The 18,789-nt window shown below is 58.6% G+C and carries 13 protein-coding genes and 1 pseudogene; 8 read left to right on the top strand and 6 right to left on the bottom strand.

Features of this window, described 5'->3' with window-relative positions; genetic code table 11:
* Nucleotides 1-48: 48 nt before the first annotated feature.
* On the bottom strand, nt 49-1,092 hold the full coding sequence (locus tag QJT82_RS41520) for a GDP-L-fucose synthase (RefSeq protein WP_129964833.1): 1,044 nt from the start codon (nt 1,090-1,092) through the stop codon (nt 49-51).
* Complete coding sequence (gene gmd / locus QJT82_RS41515) at nt 1,073-2,158, bottom strand: GDP-mannose 4,6-dehydratase (protein ID WP_038380137.1); 1,086 nt, start codon at nt 2,156-2,158, stop codon at nt 1,073-1,075. The genes QJT82_RS41520 and gmd overlap by 20 nt, the downstream gene beginning before the upstream one ends.
* 1,424 nt (nt 2,159-3,582) lie before the next feature.
* On the opposite strand from gmd, the gene glmS reads away from it, so the two are divergent.
* Nucleotides 3,583-5,409 (top strand): glutamine--fructose-6-phosphate transaminase (isomerizing), encoded by a 1,827-nt coding sequence (glmS, locus tag QJT82_RS41510; protein WP_028344267.1) that lies wholly within the window; start codon nt 3,583-3,585, stop codon nt 5,407-5,409.
* Nucleotides 5,410-5,559: 150 nt separating this feature from the next.
* On the opposite strand, the gene QJT82_RS41505 is transcribed toward glmS, so the two are convergent.
* Genes QJT82_RS41505 through QJT82_RS41495 form a run of 3 tightly spaced genes read right to left on the bottom strand, consistent with a single transcriptional unit; the run spans nt 5,560 to nt 9,387 of the window.
* Nucleotides 5,560-5,994, bottom strand: a complete 435-nt coding sequence (locus QJT82_RS41505; RefSeq protein ID WP_050999497.1) for a response regulator — start codon at nt 5,992-5,994, stop codon at nt 5,560-5,562.
* Between the two features lie 46 nt (nt 5,995-6,040).
* The gene (locus QJT82_RS41500; protein ID WP_018269894.1) at nt 6,041-6,718 is read right to left on the bottom strand and encodes a response regulator transcription factor; all 678 of its coding nucleotides are present in this window, start codon (nt 6,716-6,718) and stop codon (nt 6,041-6,043) included.
* Complete coding sequence (locus tag QJT82_RS41495; protein ID WP_016839799.1) at nt 6,715-9,387, bottom strand: PAS domain S-box protein; 2,673 nt, start codon at nt 9,385-9,387, stop codon at nt 6,715-6,717. Before QJT82_RS41495 ends, QJT82_RS41500 begins: the two co-directional genes overlap by 4 nt.
* Before the next feature lie 346 nt (nt 9,388-9,733).
* On the opposite strand from QJT82_RS41495, the gene QJT82_RS41490 reads away from it, so the two are divergent.
* A complete protein-coding gene (locus QJT82_RS41490) occupies nt 9,734-9,979 on the top strand; it encodes a hypothetical protein (protein ID WP_125459344.1) in 246 nt (81 codons plus the stop codon).
* Nucleotides 9,980-10,174: 195 nt separating this feature from the next.
* Here the strand turns inward: QJT82_RS41490 and QJT82_RS41485 are convergent, their stop codons facing one another.
* A complete protein-coding gene (locus QJT82_RS41485) occupies nt 10,175-11,491 on the bottom strand; it encodes a dicarboxylate/amino acid:cation symporter (RefSeq protein WP_016839801.1) in 1,317 nt (438 codons plus the stop codon).
* Nucleotides 11,492-12,446: 955 nt separating this feature from the next.
* Between QJT82_RS41485 and QJT82_RS41480 the strand changes: the two are divergent.
* The 6 genes and pseudogenes from QJT82_RS41480 (at nt 12,447) to QJT82_RS41455 (ending at nt 18,464) form a co-directional block, all read left to right on the top strand.
* Nucleotides 12,447-12,718 (top strand): annotated as a pseudogene (locus tag QJT82_RS41480) (helix-turn-helix domain-containing protein).
* A 238-nt stretch (nt 12,719-12,956) separates the two neighbouring features.
* Entirely contained in the window at nt 12,957-14,006 is a 1,050-nt protein-coding gene (locus QJT82_RS41475) for an aromatic ring-hydroxylating dioxygenase subunit alpha (RefSeq protein ID WP_016839802.1), read from the top strand.
* A gap of 3 nt (nt 14,007-14,009) precedes the next feature.
* Nucleotides 14,010-14,762, top strand: a complete 753-nt coding sequence (locus tag QJT82_RS41470) for a GntR family transcriptional regulator (protein ID WP_016839803.1) — start codon at nt 14,010-14,012, stop codon at nt 14,760-14,762.
* A gap of 11 nt (nt 14,763-14,773) precedes the next feature.
* Nucleotides 14,774-15,754 (top strand): PDR/VanB family oxidoreductase, encoded by a 981-nt coding sequence (locus QJT82_RS41465; RefSeq protein ID WP_028344265.1) that lies wholly within the window; start codon nt 14,774-14,776, stop codon nt 15,752-15,754.
* 646 nt (nt 15,755-16,400) lie between these two features.
* Nucleotides 16,401-17,087, top strand: coding sequence for a hypothetical protein (locus tag QJT82_RS41460; RefSeq protein WP_016846835.1), 687 nt, complete (start codon nt 16,401-16,403; stop codon nt 17,085-17,087).
* 114 nt (nt 17,088-17,201) lie between these two features.
* A complete protein-coding gene (locus tag QJT82_RS41455; RefSeq protein WP_016846836.1) occupies nt 17,202-18,464 on the top strand; it encodes a serine hydrolase domain-containing protein in 1,263 nt (420 codons plus the stop codon).
* The last annotated feature ends 325 nt before the right edge of the window (nt 18,465-18,789 follow it).

Below are 18,789 nucleotides of genomic sequence, written 5' to 3'. Positions count from 1 at the left end.
TCCAACCGAGCGCTGCTGACGAAGAGCGTTGGGCAACGCGCGGCAAAGTTAATCGTTACGCGAGCGACGGGGCCAGCTAGGTGATACCCGTGTACGGATCCTCGGATGGGCCTGCTTACGCCACTTGTCGGGGACAAGCAGTGCCGTCCATTTGCTGTCGGCGAGATATGCCCGATACGCTAGCTGAATGCCATCTTCCAGCGCGGTCTGGGCATGCCAGCCGAGCCTGGCCAGACGACTGATGTCGAGCAGCTTGCGCGGCGTGCCGTCCGGGCGCGACGTGTCGAAGCTGATCTCACCGCGAAAACCGACGGCGGCCGCGACCATGAGTGCGAACTCGGCGATGGTGATGTCCTCGCCGGTGCCGATATTGACCAGTTCGGGCGATGAATAGGTCTTCATCAGATGGATGCAGGCGTCGGCGAGATCGTCGACATAGAGGAATTCGCGGCGCGGCGTGCCGGTGCCCCACACCGCGACGTTGCCGGCGCCCGAAACCTTGGCCTCGTGGAAGCGGCGGATCAGCGCGGCGACGACGTGGCTGTATTCGGGGTGATAATTGTCGCCGGGGCCGTAGAGATTGGTCGGCATCACGCTGATGAAATCGGCGCCGTACTGGCTGCGATAGGCCTCGGCCATCTTGATGCCGGCGATCTTGGCGATGGCATAGGGCTCGTTGGTCGGCTCCAGCGGGCCGGTCAGCATCGAATCCTCGCGCAGCGGCTGCGGCGCCAGGCGCGGATAGATGCAGGACGAGCCGAAGAACATCAGCTTCTCGCAGCCATTGGCGTGCGCCGCCTGGATCACGTTGCTCGAGATCGCCAGATTGTCGTAGAGAAATTCAGCCCGCAGCGTGTTGTTGGCGACGATGCCGCCGACCTTGGCGGCAGCGAGGAACACGGCCTGCGGCCGCTTGGCGGCAAACCAGGCGTTGACCGCGGCTTGGTCGCGCAAATCGACCTCGCTGCGCGACACCGTCAGGAGATCGGCCTCCTCGCGCGCCAGCCGGCGCATCAGCGCCGAGCCGACCATGCCGCGATGGCCGGCAACGAAGACCGTCTTGCCCTTCAGCTCAAACGCCGTGCTTGCCATTGGCCGCGTCCTGCCTGGCCTCGACGAGATCGCTGGCGACCATTTCCTTCACCAGCTGCGCGAACGGCGTCTTCGGCGTCCAGCCGAGCTTGGCGCGCGCCTTGCTGGCGTCGCCGATCAGAAGATCGACCTCGGTCGGGCGGAAATAGGTCGGATCGATCTGCACCAGGGTGTTGCCGGACGCCTTGTCGACACCGACCTCCTCGACGCCCTTGCCGCGCCATTCGATGCTGCGGCCGACCTCGGCAAACGCCAGCTCGACGAACTCGCGGACCGACCGCGTCTCGCCGGTCGCGAGCACGAAGTCGCCGGGCTCGTCGACTTGCAGGATCCTGTGCATGCCCTCGACATAGTCGCGGGCGTGGCCCCAGTCGCGCTTGGCGTCGAGATTGCCGAGATAGAGCTTGTTCTCGAGGCCGACCTCGATTCGGGCAACGGCGCGGGTGATCTTGCGCGTCACGAAGGTCTCGCCGCGGATCGGGCTCTCATGGTTGAACAGGATGCCGTTGCTGGCGAACATGCCATAGGCCTCACGGTAGTTCACCGTGATCCAGTAGCCGTAGAGCTTGGCGACGCCATAGGGCGAGCGCGGATAGAACGGCGTGGTCTCCTTTTGCGGCACCTCCTGCACGAGCCCGTAAAGCTCCGAGGTCGAAGCCTGGTAGAACCGCGTTTCCTTTTCCATGCCGAGGATGCGAATCGCCTCCAAGAGCCGCAGCACGCCGATCGCGTCGGCGTTGGCGGTGTATTCCGGGCTCTCGAAACTGACCTGGACGTGGCTCTGGGCGGCGAGGTTGTAGATCTCGGTCGGCCGGATCTGCTGCACCAGGCGGATCAGATTGGTCGAATCCGTCATGTCGCCATAGTGCATCAGGAACGGCACGTTGCCGGCATGCGGATCCTGGTAGAGATGGTCGACGCGCGCGGTGTTGAACGAGGACGACCGCCGCTTGATCCCGTGCACGGTGTAGCCGAGACCGAGCAGATATTCGGCGAGATACGCGCCGTCCTGCCCGGTCACGCCGGTGATCAGCGCAACGCGCCGCTTTGAGTCCTGAGCCGCCATTGTTTCTCTTAGTTCCGCCGGAACGAGGGCGCCCTTTCGAAACGCGATTTGCGGGGCCCTTTCACGATCTAGATGCGCAAGCGCGCACCACCCGCAATAAAAGGAAAGCGATCGTTACTCTAGTCATACACCTCACATAGAAATGCGCACTATATACATTGATTTATTCTCGACCGTACCATTCAGAGTCAAAAAGGAACGTCAGCTAACACGCGCGACCCACTTGACACCCGCGCAAACGAGCTGGACGAAACGCCGTACACGCAGACCCAGCTAGACGCGCTGATCCAGCGATGTTTCCTATGAGATGGATGCCGACGGTCTGTGTTCCTTATCCGTCTCCAGGTACATGCTGTATCCATTTGCGTGGGTCGGCCACGGCCGAATAGAGCGATGTGCTGAGGTGCGGTTGTCGACGCATTTATGGGGAATGACGGCGTGCAAGCCGGCACACAGTGAAGCTGCACACCAATATCGTATTCTACAAAGCGGCCCCACCTCCGAATAGAGCACGCGATCTGGGCGCTAGGGGCATCTACCTCTGCGCTTCTGCCAATAGTGCAGCTCGCGTAGGAAGTGGACGGTAGACGCAAGACAAAATGAGGAAGAGTAGCAAACGTCGGTATAGTTCTTCGAACGTTTCGATATCGAAAGCTTACGTCCGTACAATAGAGTGTTCGATGCCAATCGTATAGCTTACATCCGAGTATGATGAGCGTCTTAAGCCGTCCTAGAGCGGCTGCGTAAACACGCCGACACCCGGCCATGTGGAGAGTGCCGTGAGGCTGCATCCTTCTGTCCAATGGAGCGCGGCCGGTGCAAGCCTCTCGTGGATACCCTCGGTGAGGTGCGGGGACTCAGTGCCCCCACACCAGCTGCTAACCGGATCGGCCGCGTCGCCGCGCGTTCATCGGGAGTTTGAGCTGAAGAGCCGTGAATGGCTCATTAGCGACGATGAGCCAAATAAGACATGACGTTTTACTGTGAGACAACGGGTCTGTCGATCTGGTTCAAATGTCCTCAATCTATGAAGCCTGACGCCCTGCGCGATATATCCTCGCATTGGGGTTGTTGCGACGCCGGTTGTTATCGTCGCCATCGAGCAACGGATCTGTTTGTGCCGGGGTTAGATGCCGCACCAAGCCGCGCAAGCGCGCCTGCATATAGAGCCCACCTCGAAGCAGTCACGCCATTCGCGGCCGCATCGCAGTTTGTACTTGATAGCGGACAACCAGAGGCGGAGCGTGGCTGGGCGAGGCGATGATGGTTGAAAGACATAGAACTCACGCCTGTGAATGCGACGGTGACAGGCAACTGCATCAAATTCAGAACTTGATACCCATTCCCAACCGGGCGCGCGAAATTCGTGAAAATGCTCCTTTAGGGGACATTTGGCTTCTTGAACGTGGGCTGCATTGATCGATATGTGTGGAATAGTCGGCATCTTGGGACGTGGTCCGGTCGCTGGGCAATTGGTCGCTTCGCTCAGACGATTGGAATATCGTGGCTATGACTCCGCGGGCGTCGCGACGCTCGAAGGTCTCCGTATCGAGCGCCGGCGCGCTGAAGGTAAGCTGAGAAACCTTGAGGAGCGGCTGCGCGATTATCCGCCGTCGGGTCATAGCGGTATTGGTCACACTCGCTGGGCGACGCATGGAAAACCGACCGAGAGCAATGCTCACCCGCACGCAACGGAAAATGTCGCGGTCGTTCATAACGGGATCATTGAGAATTTCCGCGAACTGCGGGCCGAACTGGAGCGGAATGGAGCTCATTTCAGCTCAGAGACCGACACCGAGGTGGTGGCGCATCTCGTCGAATCGTATCTCAAGAATGGTTACTCGCCGCGGGATGCGGTACAAGCCTCGCTGCCACGACTGCGCGGAGCTTTCGCTCTGGCATTCCTGTTCAAAGGCCATGAGGATCTTTTGATCGGGGCGCGCAAGGGGTCGCCCCTTGCGATCGGACATGGTACCGGCGAAGTTTATCTGGGATCGGACGCGATCGCACTCGCGCCCTTGACTGATGCCATCACCTATCTTGAAGACGGCGACTGGGCCGTGCTTACCCGTACGATCTGCATGATCTATGGCGAAGACGGGGCTGTCGTGCATCGGGAAACATCAAAGTCTGGCGTGTCGTCACTCCTGGTGGACAAGGCGAACTATCGCCACTTCATGGCCAAGGAAATCCACGAGCAGCCGACAGCAGTCGGGCAGACATTGGCGCATTATCTCGATATGGCAGCCGAGCGCATAGCCCTGCCGCTCACACTACCGTTCGACTTTAATTTCATTCAGCGCATCTCAATTACGGCGTGCGGCACGGCAAGTTATGCCGGTTATATCGCCAAATACTGGTTCGAGCGGCTGGCGCGCCTGCCTGTCGAAATCGATGTTGCGTCCGAGTTCCGCTACAGGGAGGCGCCTCTGCGCCACGGTGATCTCGCGATCGTTATCTCGCAGTCGGGGGAAACCGCCGACACGCTGGCTGCGTTGCGCTATGCCAAGAGCCAGGGCCTGCACACGATATCCGTGGTCAACGTCCCGACGTCAACGATCGCACGCGAGAGCGAATCCGTGCTGCCGACACTGGCTGGTCCAGAAATCGGCGTCGCCTCCACCAAGGCATTCGTCTGCCAGCTGGCGGTGATGGCGGCGCTTGCCGTCGCAGCAGGCAAGGAGCGCGGCATGCTGTCCGAGATCGATGAATCGAAGCTCGTACGCGAGCTTATCGAAGTGCCGCGGCTGATTGCTGCGGCGCTGTTGGTCGAACCACAGATCGAGAAGCTCGCGCGTGATATCGCAAAGTCGAGCGACGTGCTCTATCTCGGCCGAGGCACATCGGCGCCCCTGGCGTTAGAAGGCGCGCTCAAGTTGAAGGAAATCTCCTATATCCACTCGGAAGGTTATGCCGCCGGCGAGCTCAAGCACGGACCAATCGCATTAATCGATGAGACTATGCCCGTGGTGGTGATCGCGCCTTACGACGACGTCTTCGAGAAAACGGTCTCGAACATGCAAGAAGTCGCCGCTCGAGGCGGCAACATTATTTTGATCACCGATGCGAAGGGCGCTTCGGACGCGACGGTGGATACGCTCATGACCATTGTGTTGCCAAACATGGCTGTAAGCTTTACGCCCATGGTTTATGCCATCGCGGTGCAACTGCTAGCCTATCATACGGCCGTGGTTATGGGGACGGACGTGGATCAGCCGCGTAATCTTGCAAAATCGGTCACTGTCGAATAGACGTCGCAGCAACGTCGACGTGCTCTCCCGCGGAAGTTCTGCGGATACAAGAACATGACAGATAATAGTCTGGCTCGCCGCCGCGTTCTGCCGGAGATTATGGAGACTGCGATCTGGGTATGGCTCCGGTCCGGCGCCAGGCTGATCGCGTCATGTGTCTCCGCCGCCGCCGTTCTCCTCCAGTGCGGCATCGAGATACTCGATCAGCGTATGTCCGGCGAAGGGCTTGGCCAAAAAGCCAGCCGCTCCTGCGCTCAGGGCTGAGGCGCGCACGCGGTCGTTGGGGAAGGCAGTAATGAAAATGAATGGCACACCGTAGCCACGGGTCCGCATTTCCGCGAGCAAGTCCAAGCCGCTCATAACCGGCATCTGCACATCCGTGATTACACAAGAGGTTTCGTTCAACCGCGGCGACCTCAAGAACTCCTCGGCGGACACAAACGTTTGAACGACGTAGCCACGCGATTTCAAAAGGTTCTCTGTCGCCGCACGGACCGATGCGTCGTCATCAACGACAGAAATCAAAGGCGTGGACAAGACAGGCCCTCCTGGCGCGGGACTAGCGACTGCCGAGGCATTAGCCATCCCTGGGCGAAAAGTGGGCTTGCGCGGTTAAATTGTAAAATCATACTTAGGTTTGTTCGGGACGGTTAGCACGGAGTCCCAGCGTCTCAGTCATCCTGATCAAATCCGCCAGCGACCGGGCCCGCATCTTTTTCATCACGTGTCCCCGATAGATCTTGACCGTAATCTCGGCGAGCCCCAGCTCGGCAGCTATCTGCTTGTTCATCAAGCCGGTAGCGACTAGTTTCATAACCGCCTGCTCGCGCGGGCTGAGGGTCTCAAATAGGGACTTGAGATTCACGACGGTCTGCTCGGCTGCCCGTCTTTTGCGATCGCGTTCGGTCGCCGCGATCACAGCGTCCAGTAGTTCCTGATCGCGAAACGGTTTTGTGAGAAAATCGACCGCTCCACCCTTCATGGCCCTGACGCTCATGGGAATGTCGCCATGGCCTGTAATGAAGATGATGGGAATATGAATGTTCGACTTGGCTAGCTCAGTCTGGAACTCAAGGCCGCTCAAGCCGGGCAGCCGGACATCAAGAACCAGGCAGCTAACGACGTCCGGAAGTTTGCTCTGCAGCATTTCTCGGGCCGATCCGAATGCAACGACGTCCAGGCCGACGGATTGAAAAAGGTTTGTAAGCGACCGACGCATCGAGACATCATCTTCGACAATGAAGACAATCGCATTTGCCGATGCCTCGGCTCTGCTGCCTTCGCGCTGGGAGTTTGAGCGTTCGTTCACGACACCACCTCCTTGTGCAACGGCAGGTCAAACCGAAAGCTCGCTCCGGGTCCCTGCCTGTGGACGATTGAAAGACGCCCTCCGTGAGCTTCCACAATCGAGCGGCAGATCGAAAGGCCCATGCCAAGGCCGCTCGATTTTGTCGTGAAGAAGGGGTCTAACACCCGATCGGCGTCATTCTCCGAGATGCCGACGCCATTATCAGTCACCGCAAGCCGCACGTGTTCCATATCGTCCCTAGATGACTGGATCACCAGTTCGCGCGTCCTGTCCGTAACTGCGTCCATAGCTTCGATCCCGTTCATCACCAGATTGATCATCACCTGCTGCAGCTGAATCCGGTCGCCCAGAACCGCCGGCAGCGCTGCCGTCAGCTCGGTTTTCAGTGTCACTTGGTGGCTAACCAGCTCACGATTCACCAGCGCAATGACATCCTTAACGACGTCATTGATGTCGAGCGGAAGCATTTCGATCTCGCCCTTCTTCGCAAGCGCGCGAACGCGACGGATCACCTCGCTTGCCCGGATTGCGTCTTCGATTATCCATTCAACGGATGAGCGCGCAGCGGAAAGATCAGGAGTTTTGCGGCCCATCCAACCTAGGCACGCGTCGGCGTTGCTGATAATCGCGGCGAGTGGCTGGTTGATTTCGTGGGCGATGGAGGTGGTCAGCTCTCCTAACGTCGTCACGCGCGTCACATGCGCGAGCTCCGCCTGTGCCTTCCGCAGCTCTTGTTCAGCCTGGTCTGCGCGGATAATAGCGGTGATGTCGGTGCTGACGCCACGGTAGCCAAGAAAATTGCCGCTTACGTCAAAAAATGGCTTACCGCTCGTCCGGACGTAGATCGGACATCCCATCCGGTTGACAGTGCGATAGACCAAATCACGAAATGGCAGATGTGCCTCTAGCCTTGCACGATGTTGCCGCCATTTCTCAGGTTCGTCTTCCAAGTCGCAAGCAATGTCCCAACGCGGCAGACCCAGGAGGCCTGTGGCAAGGATTCCCGCAGCGCTGGTATGTTCCGATAAGTGAGTGACTTTATGGTCTGGCCCGGTCTCCCAGAGCCAGTCGGAAGCTGTTTCAGCGTAGTCGCGAAAGCGCTGCTCGCTTTCGCGCAGCGCAGCAAGTGTGCTTTCCAGGCGTTCTCTGGCCGCGTATTGCTCAGTGACATCCATATGTGTCCCAATGAGCTCGCCGATATTGCCGTCGCTGCCAACCACGACATGGGCCACAGAATGTATGTGCCTCATCGAGCCATCCGGGAGCAAAATTCGAAAATCATATTCGAAGCGGTTTTGCTTGCCGTCTCTCGCAAGTCGCTGCACGTCCTGAAGCCGCGGCAGGTCGTCCGGATGTATCCGCGAACGAATAGTCTCTATGGACACGGTCTCTTGCGGGTCGAAGCCGAAGAGACGATTCACTTCGGCGGAGCGATACACAAAATCGACTCCGTGGACGTCCCATGACCAACTGCCAGTATGACTGAGATGCTGGGCTTCGGCCAGATAGGCCTCGCTGCGGCGTAGCTGCTGCTCTACTTGCTTTGTAACTGTGATATCCGTCGCTGCCCCGACAAACTCGATTTCGCCAGAGGCGGTTGTCGTCGCTCGCGCCCGCGCGCGGATGTGCTTCACCGAGCCGTCCGGTAGCAGCAATCGGTATTCATGCTCGAACTCCTGCGGGTCTTGCATCGCTCGATCGATCGTCTGTTGGACGGAAGCTCGATCTTCCGGGTGCGTGCGCTCGACGACGAGTTGCGGGCTCGGTATCGTCTTCGGATCCAACTGGAAAATTCGAAAAAGCTCTTTTGACCAAAAAACCTCGCCAGTGGCGAAGTTCCAGCCGAAGCTGCCTGTGTGGCTCAACTCCTGCGCTTGAGCCAAATGGGCTTCGCTGCGCTGTAGGGCAAGCTCCGTCTGCCGTTTTTCGGTGATATCTTCGCAGGATATCAGGACAACCGGCTTGTCATCGGCCCAAAGCATGGCTTTGGCATTTTCTCGCACCCACAGGACCACGCCGTCTTTTCTGACTTTTTGGGCGTCCCAGGTTTGCGATTGACCGATATCTTCAAGGCATCTGCGAATGCATGTGCGTGCGAACTCGCGATCCTCCTCCAGAAAGAGCCTCAGAACGGATTGACCGATGAGTTCGGAGCGCGCATAGCCGAGGTGTGTCGCGCCGAACGTATTGACGTTGAGGATGGTACCGGCTTCGTCGACCATGACGTACATGGCCGGATTGTGCTCAAAGATTGCGCGCCACCGCTTTTCACGGTCCTTCAAATCGGCCGTGCTGCGCCGGAGTTCGGCCGCAGTCTCATGCGCAGCCTCTCTTTCCTGGCGGATTTTTCCAATCAGGTGTGTTCCGACAATCGAGACGGTAAAGAATGCGACAACCACCAGAAGAACTTGAGGGTCATCGATCCGCAGACTAAACGCCGGCGGTGCAAAGTAATACGCCAAAGCAGCGATAGCTAAGACCGAAAGCGCGGATGAGGCGATAAAGCTGCCGATCAATGAAAACAGCAATATAACCAGCAAATAGCCGAACGCCGTCGCAGCGAAATGTGTTTGAAGGTACAAGGAAGCTAGCGTCACCACCGCCAGCGTTATGCTGCCGAAAGTAAACTGCGTGGCAGAACGTTTGAAGTTATTGATCTGGTTATACATTCTTGGACCGTCCGGCCTTTCTCCGGCGGGAGAGTTATAACATTTTAGGCAAAAATGGGGCAATTCTTTCCGCTCCACGCTCAAGAGCGGTTCCGGGTAAATTGCTTACAGCTGAACTCAGCACGTGCCGAAGAAACGCGCATTACAAACGTAGGTATAGTTGTTCTAAACCTTTCCAAATGGCGCGCCGACGTGCGTACAATCGAGGCTCAGATGTCTGTTTTCTTTCACTGCGATAGCCCTTTGGCAGGCGCGCGCGGCTGTGGAGGCCGCGGCCGAGCACAACTGTATGCGGCCAAGGCACGTCCAGCGGCGGGGTAGCTGCGAGCCGCGGGTCTGCCAGGACGTGACGCTGAACAATGAGACGCCCGTCGTTGAATATCTAAAGAGCGCCGACAAGCAGTGGAGCACCGTGAGTTTGCTCAATGCGATCCATCTCGACCTGGTGAAGGTGCCGATCTGGTTCACGAGTCATCACTGCCGCAGCATCGGTGGACGAGGCCAGTTCGCTGGCCACGCGCCAAGCCGTTTCATGGATAGATCCAGTAACTTTGCCCGTCAGGCCCGGCCAGGTTCGGTCGGAATCGTATAGTCTGTCCCGGCCGACCTTACGCCGTCATCTGGATCGCTTTGGGGCACGACACCGAGTCGTGGTACGACCCGCAGATTCCGCGAGAAGAACTCCGGCTCGCAGTTCATTCGGCTGTGCCGATTTGAACTGCGAAAAATTCGGAGTTGGCTACGCTCAGTTCGAGCGTGCCTTGAAATCACGGACAGGACCTGGAGCCTATATCCTTGAGCTTCGTGTATCGGCACCGGCGGTGGGCTGCTCGAGCCGGGCATGTAGGGTCGCGTCGTCGAGCTCGCCTTCCCACCAGGACACGAACACAGCGGCGATGCCATTGCCAGTGATGTTGGTAAGGGCTCGCACCTCGCTCATGAACTTGTCGATCGAAAATACGATCGCCATGCCCGGCACCAATGCCGGGTTGACCACCGACAATGTCGCGGCGAGTGTAATGAAGCCTGCGCCGGTGACGCCGCTTGCTCCCTTCGAGGTCAGCATTGCCACGAGCAAGATCGTGAGCTGCTGGCCAAAGGTCAGATCGACCCCGAGTGCCTGGGCAATGAACAATGTCGCAAGCGTCATATAAATGTTGGTGCCGTCGAGGTTGAAGGAGTAGCCGGTTGGCACCACGAGGCCGACCACGGGCTTTGAGCAGCCCAGCCGCTCGAGCTTCTCCATCAATTGCGGCAGCGCGCTTTCCGAGGACGAGGTGCCAAGCACGATCAGAAGCTCGTCCTTAATATAGATAATGAACTTGAAGATCGAAAAGCCGACGATCCGCGCGATCAGGCCGAGCACGACGACCACAAATATCGCGGCCGTCGCATAGAACAGTACGATCAGTCCGATCAGATTACCGAGCGCCGCCGGCCCGAACTTGCCGATTGTGAAGGCCATCGCGCCGAACGCGCCGATCGGGGCGGCTTTCATGATGATGGCAATCACGCCGAACACTGCGTGCGCGACGTCGTCAATCATGCCGCGCAGTCGTTCTCCACGCTCGCCCAGCGCCATCAGCGAAAAGCCAAACAGAATCGCGAACAGGAGCACTTGCAGAACATCGCCGCGGGCGAGGGCGCCGACCACCGTATCGGGAATGATATTGAGAAAAAAATCGACGGTCTTCGAGGCTTCCGCCTGCTTGACATAGTTGGCGACCGCCGCAGCGTCCGGTTTGACCGCAAGACCATGGCCGATTTGGACCAGATTGCCCATGACAAGGCCCAACACCAAGGCAAAGCTCGATACGATCTCGAAATAGACCAGCGCTTTAACGCCGACGCGCCCGACTTTCTTTGCATCCTGGATATGTGCGATCCCGGATGCGACGGTGCAGAAGATGATCGGTGCGATCACCATCTTGATCAGCTTGATGAAGCCATCACCAAGCGCCTTGACCCAGTCGTTGGTCGCGACCGACGGCCATAGCCAGCCGACGATGGCGCCAATCACGATCGCGATCAACACCTGAACGTAGAGAATTTTATACCAAGTCTGCGACGCGCGCGCGGGCGCCGCAGTTGCCATGGTGGTCATGACGCTTCCTTCCCGAATACACTCGAATGCGAGCCGCTGCGTCGTTCAGAGGCGACGGCATCATTCGAGGCTGTCATTTTAGCCGTGTCCGATTGAAGACGATTCCGGGAGCCGGCGCGTCATTCCAAAGGCAGGCGTTCAGTTACGTTATCGTTTTTCGTCAAGCAAGATCCGCACCAGAGCCAACCTGCAGTCGATCGAGTCGCCATCGGATAAGCACCTGTCTTCTGACGGGTCTTTGAATCTTCGAACGGCATTTGTGAGGTCGATCGAGAAGGCGTTGCTCAGCGTCATGCCGCCTTTTGCTGGCAAGTGTCCCGAGGCACCTCTTGGCATAGAAATCCTAGAGTGATCAGTACCCTTCAAGTGCGCGACTTGATGCAACAGTACGTTACATTGGTAAAATTGATTGTTTGGATCGTAGGCATCCAGGCGATGGAAGCGTGCGACATCTAGAGGGCCGGTCGATGTGAGGTCGTATCGGCATCGGCGCTCGCCGAGCCGATAGCGTTACGATGGGGTTCTCGACTCGATCATTCTGCTCTGAACTCTTTGCCAGGCAGCACGAGACCAACTTATTCTTGCTGCAGATATACGGGCGAGCTCGAATCGAGTTACGACAATCGGATGGCGGTGAATGTGCTCCAGTATGGTCCGGTAAGACCGATGGTTCGGCAGAATTTCTGCGCATCATCCGCATTGTGAAGGTCGCCCGATCAGCTTGCCATGTCCATGATTGTCCAAGGTCGTAGGCTGGACGGTCGCTAGATAATGGACGAGCGCTAGATAGGAGTGAGCTTTGCCACCACGAATAGCGCTTTCTACTTGGGGTGCCGAAAGTCGCTTCATCGATATTCGGTATCCCTCCAGGGAGCGCGCTTCTCCATGATGATGGCGCGATAGTGCCGCCGTTCGCGGCCGGCCTCTCACCTGGAGCTCTCAAATGCCCTATTTGATGTCAGATCCATCCACCCGGTTCCTGCGTACGCCGGAGGCTGCGCGTTATCTTAGCCTATCCGGCCGCACGCTCGAAAAGCACCGCACGTATGGCACGGGGCCAGCGTATCGAAAGATCGGCGGTCGCGTCATCTACGCACTGGATGATTTGAGAGCATGGGCCGATCTCGGCACCAAGACGTCGACGTCTGATCCCGGCAAGGGAACTGTGCTGCCGGCCAAGAAGCCCCAATCCGGCGTCCCTTCGCAGGCCAGGAATCTCGCCGATAGCCGAGGCTGCGACAGTGCAGGGACTAGATGCAGCGGGTGTGCACGATGGCGAGCTTGGATTCATCCGCTAGCAGTTTTGGTGCGTCGCAAAAAATCTTCACCGAAGCGGAGCCCGACCGAGCCGCTTGGGACCATTACTGTATACAGAAATTCCATTGTAAGCCCGCATATTCGTCACTTTTTTGGCCCCTTTCAAATTTATGTATACAGTCGGTGTCCCTAAGCGAGGAATCGGCACATGAGCCATTGCTTTCCGACGAATGTCTGGTACGCGGCCGCTTGGGATGCAGAGGTGAAGCAGGCGCTGTTGCCGCGCACGATCTGCGGCAAGCACGTTGTGATGTATCGGCGCGCCAACGGGGAGGTGGCGGCACTGGAGGACGCCTGTTGGCATCGATTGGTGCCGCTCTCAAAAGGGCGTCTTGAGGGCGACAGCGTTGTCTGCGGCTATCATGGGCTGAAATTCAACGCGCAGGGCCGCTGCACCTTCATGCCCTCGCAAGAGACGATCAACCCCTCCGCCTGTGTGCGTGCCTATCCTGTGGTCGAGCGCGATCGCTTCGTCTGGCTGTGGATGGGTGATCCGGCGCTGGCCAACCCGCGCTTGGTGCCGGATATGCACTGGAACGATGATTCCGCTTGGGCCGGTGACGGTGACACCATTCACCTGAAATGCGATTATCGTCTGGTTGTCGACAACCTCATGGACCTGACGCATGAAACGTTTGTGCACGGTGCCAGCATCGGCAATAACGCCATCGCGGAAGCGCCGTTTGACGTCACCCATGGTGAGAAGACCGCTACCGTAACGCGCTGGATGAAGGGGATTAGCGCCCCGCCGTTCTGGGCCAAGCAATTGCAAAAACCTGGTCCGGTGGACCGCTGGCAAATCATTCGTTTCGAGGCGCCGTGCACCATCAATATCGACGTCGGAGTGGCGCCCGCCGGAACAGGCGCGCCGGAAGGCAACCGATCGGCCGGCGTCAATGGTATTGTCCTCAACACCATTACGCCCGAAACGGAAACGAGCTGCCATTATTTCTGGGCCTTCGTGCGCAATTATCGCCTGAACGAGCAGCGCCTGACCACCGAACTCCGTCAAGGCGTTTCTGGCATCTTCCGCGAGGACGAGGTCATTCTCGAGGCGCAGCAGCGCGCAATCGACGAAAATCCAGACCGGGTCTTCTATAATCTCAACATCGATGCTGGCGCGATGTGGGCTCGCCGCTTGATAGATCGCATGATCGAGGCCGAGAATCCCTCGCAAGGTCAGCAGGCCGCGGAGTAGAGCATGGTCGAGCGCGACAGCGATCGTTCAGTCTCGCAAACAGTACGCGCCCAGCTCAGCTTGCGCGACCTGATCCTTTCGGGTGACTTGCGGCCAGGCGAGCGGATCTCCGAGTTGCAGGCTGTGGAGACGACCGGCGCATCGCGCACCCCGGTGCGAATGGCATTGGTTCGGCTGGAGGAGGAAGGACTTCTGGAAGCGATCCCTTCTGGCGGTTTCATGGTGAAGGCATTCTCCGAGCGAGATGTCCTGGATTCAATCGAACTGCGTGGTACGGTGGAGGGGCTGGCCGCGCGCTTTGCCGCCGAGCGCGGCGTTCCGTCGCGCGATCTTGAGCCTCTAAAAGGATGTCTTGACGAGATCGACGGCTTGGTGCGGCAGGATCCAATCTCCGTCGAGGCATTTTCCTCCTACGTCGCGCTCAATGCGCGTTTTCACGCGCTATTGACCGAATTGTCGCGCAGTCCTCCCTTGATCCGGCAGGTCGATCGCGCGTCGGCGCTCCCATTCGCCTCGCCCAGCGGCTTTGTGATGACTCAATCGACACTGCCGGATGCGCGCCACACACTCTTGATTGCACAAGATCAACATCGCGTCGTGATCGATGCAATCGAAAATCGCGAAGGCGCACGGGCCGAGGCAATCATGCGCGAGCACGCCCGAGTGGCGGCGCGCAATCTGCGCCTGGTGCTCAGGAACAAGACGCATTCTGACCTGCTGCCAGGACTGGCGCTCATCAGGATGGCAGGCGATTAAAGGAAATCTCCATGCGGTTCATTGAAAGCTGGACACCCGCAACGCTCGTCGCGACGCGCGATCTGACACCTTCGATCCGCGAGTTCCTGATCAAACCGGAAAACTTTGATGGCGCGGCTTATCCGGTCGGCAGCCATATCAATATCGCCGTCACTATCGATGGGCGCCCGGATACGCGATCCTATTCCTTGGTCGGCGAACCCGAGCGAACCGGCTATCGTATCGCCGTGCGGCGCGCGGAGGACTCCCGCGGCGGCTCGCAGTACATGTGGTCGCTCGCGCCGGGCGCCCGACTGACCATTACATTGCCGGCCTCTTTGCTGCCGATTGACTGGGCGCGCCGGCACTACTGCCTAATCGCGGGCGGCATCGGCATTACGCCACTGATCGGGGCAGCTTTGGCGTTGGCGCGCCGCGATGCCGACTTCACTCTGCATTATGCCGTTACTTCTCGTGAGCAAGCCATCTATTTGGATGTTCTCGCTCCCCTGCTGAACAAGCGGCTTATTGTCCATGCGGGCAACGAAGGGCGCAGGCTCAATTTGGATGACTTGTTCGCTTCGCTGCCGCGCGACGCCTTGACCCTCTTGTGCGGTCCGATCCGGATGCTCGATGCCGCGCGCCGGGCCTGGACTGGTGCAGGACGCGCACTATCCGACCTACGTTACGAGACCTTCGGTTCGAGCGGCTCACTGCCGACCGAGGGGTTTCGGGTGCGCCTTGCAGATCAGGCCATTGAGATCGAGATTCCGCGCGATCGCTCGTTGCTGGACGTGCTCAATGGGGCCGGTTACGAGGTGATTTCGGATTGCCGGCGCGGCGAGTGCGGCGTCTGCGCCATCGATCTCGTCAAAATCGACGGTGAGCTTGACCACCGCGACGTTTTCTTCAGCGAGCAGCAAAAGCACGCGAACGAAAAGATCTGTGCATGTGTTTCTCGCGCCCGCGGCATGATCACCGTCGATATACTGCACCGACCGGACGCGCTATAGGTTCACTGCGACTCCTTGTTTTAGGTAGCAGATCGTTGCCTCAGAACTCGGCAACTAACGTATGCTTATGGTTTGTTACGTTCACAGAACAGTGGCGCATGATTGCCGGATGGCGGTCCGCGGCCCGTCTTTCTCCTCGACAAGGCGAAAGTTGAGCACGGAATGAACTCCGAGAGCCGGTCTCGTCCATTCTCGCAATGGGGCTGTGACGGGAGTTCTGCGCTTATACACGCCGGCCCTTGAGCGACACCAACAAACAACCAACATGTCGAAGCAGCATCCACGTCAGGATTTGCATCGAGACATTGCGGATGCGCATCTCGGGCGGCCGCTCTGCCGTCTCATTCTGCCGTCGCTGTCTGCTTGAGAACAAAGATGCCGGAAACTTGACAGCGCGTTAGGTTCACCCCGCAGTATCTCTGGCAGTTATGCGCGTTTTTCTCACGCTGGACACAGAGCCCACCACATTTCGCAAGCGGCACGGGGATTGCTGGATGGCGAGCTGAGAAGCGGCCGCCGTCAGGCCGGTCGAAGCTGCCCTGTCACAGGAGTTTCCGATGAGCCTTGCGATTCTGCATTTGCTCGCAGAAACGACGCGATCGCTGCGCCGGTATGGCGACGTGCTCTCGCCGGTGGGCTGACGCACATGGATGCCCTTTCGCCAGAAATCTGGCAATCCGTTGCGCTCACGGTCGAGCTCGCCAGCGTGACGACAATGATCCTGCTGGTGATTGGCGCGCCGCTCGCGTGGTGGTTGGCACGGTCAAAAACGGTTTTGAGCGAGGCGGTGGCGACAATGGTCGCGCTGCCGCTTGTGCTGCCACCCACGGCGCTCGGTTTCTGCGTACTCGTCCTGCTCGGCCCGAACGGACCAGGTGGGCTTCTCGCCTCTTTCTGGGGCGAGCACACGCTCGCCTTTACCTTTGCGGGAATCGTGGTCGGATCGGTCCTCTCGGCGCTCCCTTTGGTGGTGCAGCCTATCCGTAGCGCCTTTGTTGCGATGGGTAACCACCCGCAGGAAGTTGTGGCGAGTCAGCGCGTTTCTGCGTTGTTCGCCTTCATTACCGTCGGCCTGCCGCTGGCACGGCTGGAGTTCCTCAAGGCTGGTTTGGTTGGCTTTGCTCATACGATCGGCACATTCGGTGTCGTGATGATGATCGGAGGCAACATTCCCGGGCGCACCAAAGTGTTGTCAGCTTATGTCATTGACTACGTCCAAGCATCGCGCTGGCGCGAGGCAGGTTGGGTTGCCGGCGGTATGGTAATGTTCGCCTTTGCGGTCATGTTCACTTTGACTCTCATCGACAAACGATGTGCCAGGAGAGGCACGTGAGGGGCAGGCGCACTAAGCCGGATCGAAGCATCTTCGGCGTACTGGCCAAGCTGGCCGGTCATAACCGAGCAGCAGTATTGCAAGTCAGATCCGTCCATTCTTAACGAGGACACAATGAATAAGCTCGTTGCAGCCGCGGCGGCCGCTGGTATCAGCTTCAATTCAGCACACTCCGCGCCTTTGCCCGAGGCGAGGGCCGATGACGTCGGAGTTTCCAAGCAGCGCCTTGCCAAACTGGACGAGTTCTTTGCTAGCGAGATCGCAGCCAAGCGCGTGCCGGGCGCAGTGGTTGCAATCGCCAGAGACGGCAAGCTCATTCACTACAAGGCGTACGGGCAACTCGATCCTGAAAAAGGAACCTCGATGAGGCTCGATGCGATGTTCGCGCTCGCGTCTATGACCAAACCGATGGTGGCGGTTGCTGGGCTTACCCTCATGGAACAAGGTCGCCTGCCTCTGAGGGCCAGACTTACGGATTACTATCCCGAATTTGCAAACATGAAAGTGGGAGTATCGCAGCCTGACGGTTCGTTAAAATTCGAAGCGCAGAGTTCCCCGATCTACGTCCACGACCTTTATCGCCACACATCAGGTCTCACCTATGGCGCGCCGCCGGACAGCTCAGACCAAGTGGCGCGTCTCTATCCGGATTTCGCAGCGCCACCGGTCAAGGGCGATAAGAAGGCTTTCATCGAAGGCATTACCAAGCTGCCGTTGGCGCACCAACCGGGAACGGAATTCGAATACGGCTTCTCGACCGACGTGCTTGGCGCTGTCGTGGAACAGGTTAGCGAGCAGCCACTAGGCGAGTATCTTTCCAGCAACCTGTGGAAGCCGATCGGAATGCTGGATGCCACTTTCCATTTGTCGGGATCGCAACGCGAGCGGCTCGCGCGTCCATTTAAAGACGACCCACTGACGGGAAAGCCACAGGGCATCGAGCTCCTCGAAAGTCCGACGAAGTTTGACTGCGGGGGAGCCTGTGCATTCGCGACAGTTGGTGATTATGTTCGCTTTGGGCAAATGCTGCTAAACGGCGGGGAACTCGATGGCCAGCGCATTCTCGGTCCCAGGACGGTGCATCACATGATCTCCAACCACCTTGGGCCAGAGATCAAAAACAAGGTCGCTAATGTGGAGCCGCACCGTGCCGGCTTTGGGTTCGGGCTCGGAGTGGCTGTACGCATAAGCGAGGGTCTCTCGGCCGTTCCAGGCAATCCAGGTGAGTTCACCTGGACCGGCGCTTACGGAACACAATTTTTCTGTGATCCAAAGGAGCGCCTGGTCGTGGTGGTTGGAACGGCTGCGCCCGGAGAGATCCGCAAGTACTACCGCGAGCAAGTCCAGAATATCGTCTATGCCGGCATAGTTCGCTAGCTCGCTTGCCGCCGGCAAAGCGCGATGAACAGATTGGATGATCAGCAAGTGATGTTTGCTGCTGCGGATCGACGTCAAACTAAAAATACCACACCGTCGTCTGCTATCCGCGTTGCGCGAATCGGACCCAGTACATGGAAACGGCGAGATCGCCTCTGCCATCGCTGCGAAGCTCACCGGAGAAAGGTGTGGTTTCGTGATGCGCCAAGCCATCGCCTCGCTAACGCTTGGCTCGCGCGATGAACGTTTATAGCGCGACGATCTGGGTCGGAAGAGCGCGGCGATCAGGATGGCGAGTCAGTGTCGCGGCGCGATGATGATCGCC

The organism is Bradyrhizobium sp. Mp19, from assembly GCF_029952935.1.
GTDB lineage: Bacteria > Pseudomonadota > Alphaproteobacteria > Rhizobiales > Xanthobacteraceae > Bradyrhizobium > Bradyrhizobium elkanii.
The sequence above is the reverse complement of the archived record's forward strand: the minus strand, read 5'-3'. Positions and strand labels throughout refer to the sequence as shown.

What these genes read in the sequence shown, in the direction of transcription:
- QJT82_RS41520 (WP_129964833.1), bottom strand. Translation starts at nt 1,092, where the DNA reads ATGGCAAGCACGGCGTTTGAGCTGAAGGGCAAGACGGTCTTCGTTGCC.
- gmd (WP_038380137.1), bottom strand. Translation starts at nt 2,158, where the DNA reads ATGGCGGCTCAGGACTCAAAGCGGCGCGTTGCGCTGATCACCGGCGTG.
- glmS (WP_028344267.1), top strand. Translation starts at nt 3,583, where the DNA reads ATGTGTGGAATAGTCGGCATCTTGGGACGTGGTCCGGTCGCTGGGCAA.
- QJT82_RS41505 (WP_050999497.1), bottom strand. Translation starts at nt 5,994, where the DNA reads ATGGCTAATGCCTCGGCAGTCGCTAGTCCCGCGCCAGGAGGGCCTGTC.
- QJT82_RS41495 (WP_016839799.1), bottom strand. Translation starts at nt 9,387, where the DNA reads ATGTATAACCAGATCAATAACTTCAAACGTTCTGCCACGCAGTTTACT.
- QJT82_RS41485 (WP_016839801.1), bottom strand. Translation starts at nt 11,491, where the DNA reads ATGACCACCATGGCAACTGCGGCGCCCGCGCGCGCGTCGCAGACTTGG.
- QJT82_RS41475 (WP_016839802.1), top strand. Translation starts at nt 12,957, where the DNA reads ATGAGCCATTGCTTTCCGACGAATGTCTGGTACGCGGCCGCTTGGGAT.
- QJT82_RS41470 (WP_016839803.1), top strand. Translation starts at nt 14,010, where the DNA reads ATGGTCGAGCGCGACAGCGATCGTTCAGTCTCGCAAACAGTACGCGCC.
- QJT82_RS41465 (WP_028344265.1), top strand. Translation starts at nt 14,774, where the DNA reads ATGCGGTTCATTGAAAGCTGGACACCCGCAACGCTCGTCGCGACGCGC.
- QJT82_RS41460 (WP_016846835.1), top strand. Translation starts at nt 16,401, where the DNA reads ATGGATGCCCTTTCGCCAGAAATCTGGCAATCCGTTGCGCTCACGGTC.
- QJT82_RS41455 (WP_016846836.1), top strand. Translation starts at nt 17,202, where the DNA reads ATGAATAAGCTCGTTGCAGCCGCGGCGGCCGCTGGTATCAGCTTCAAT.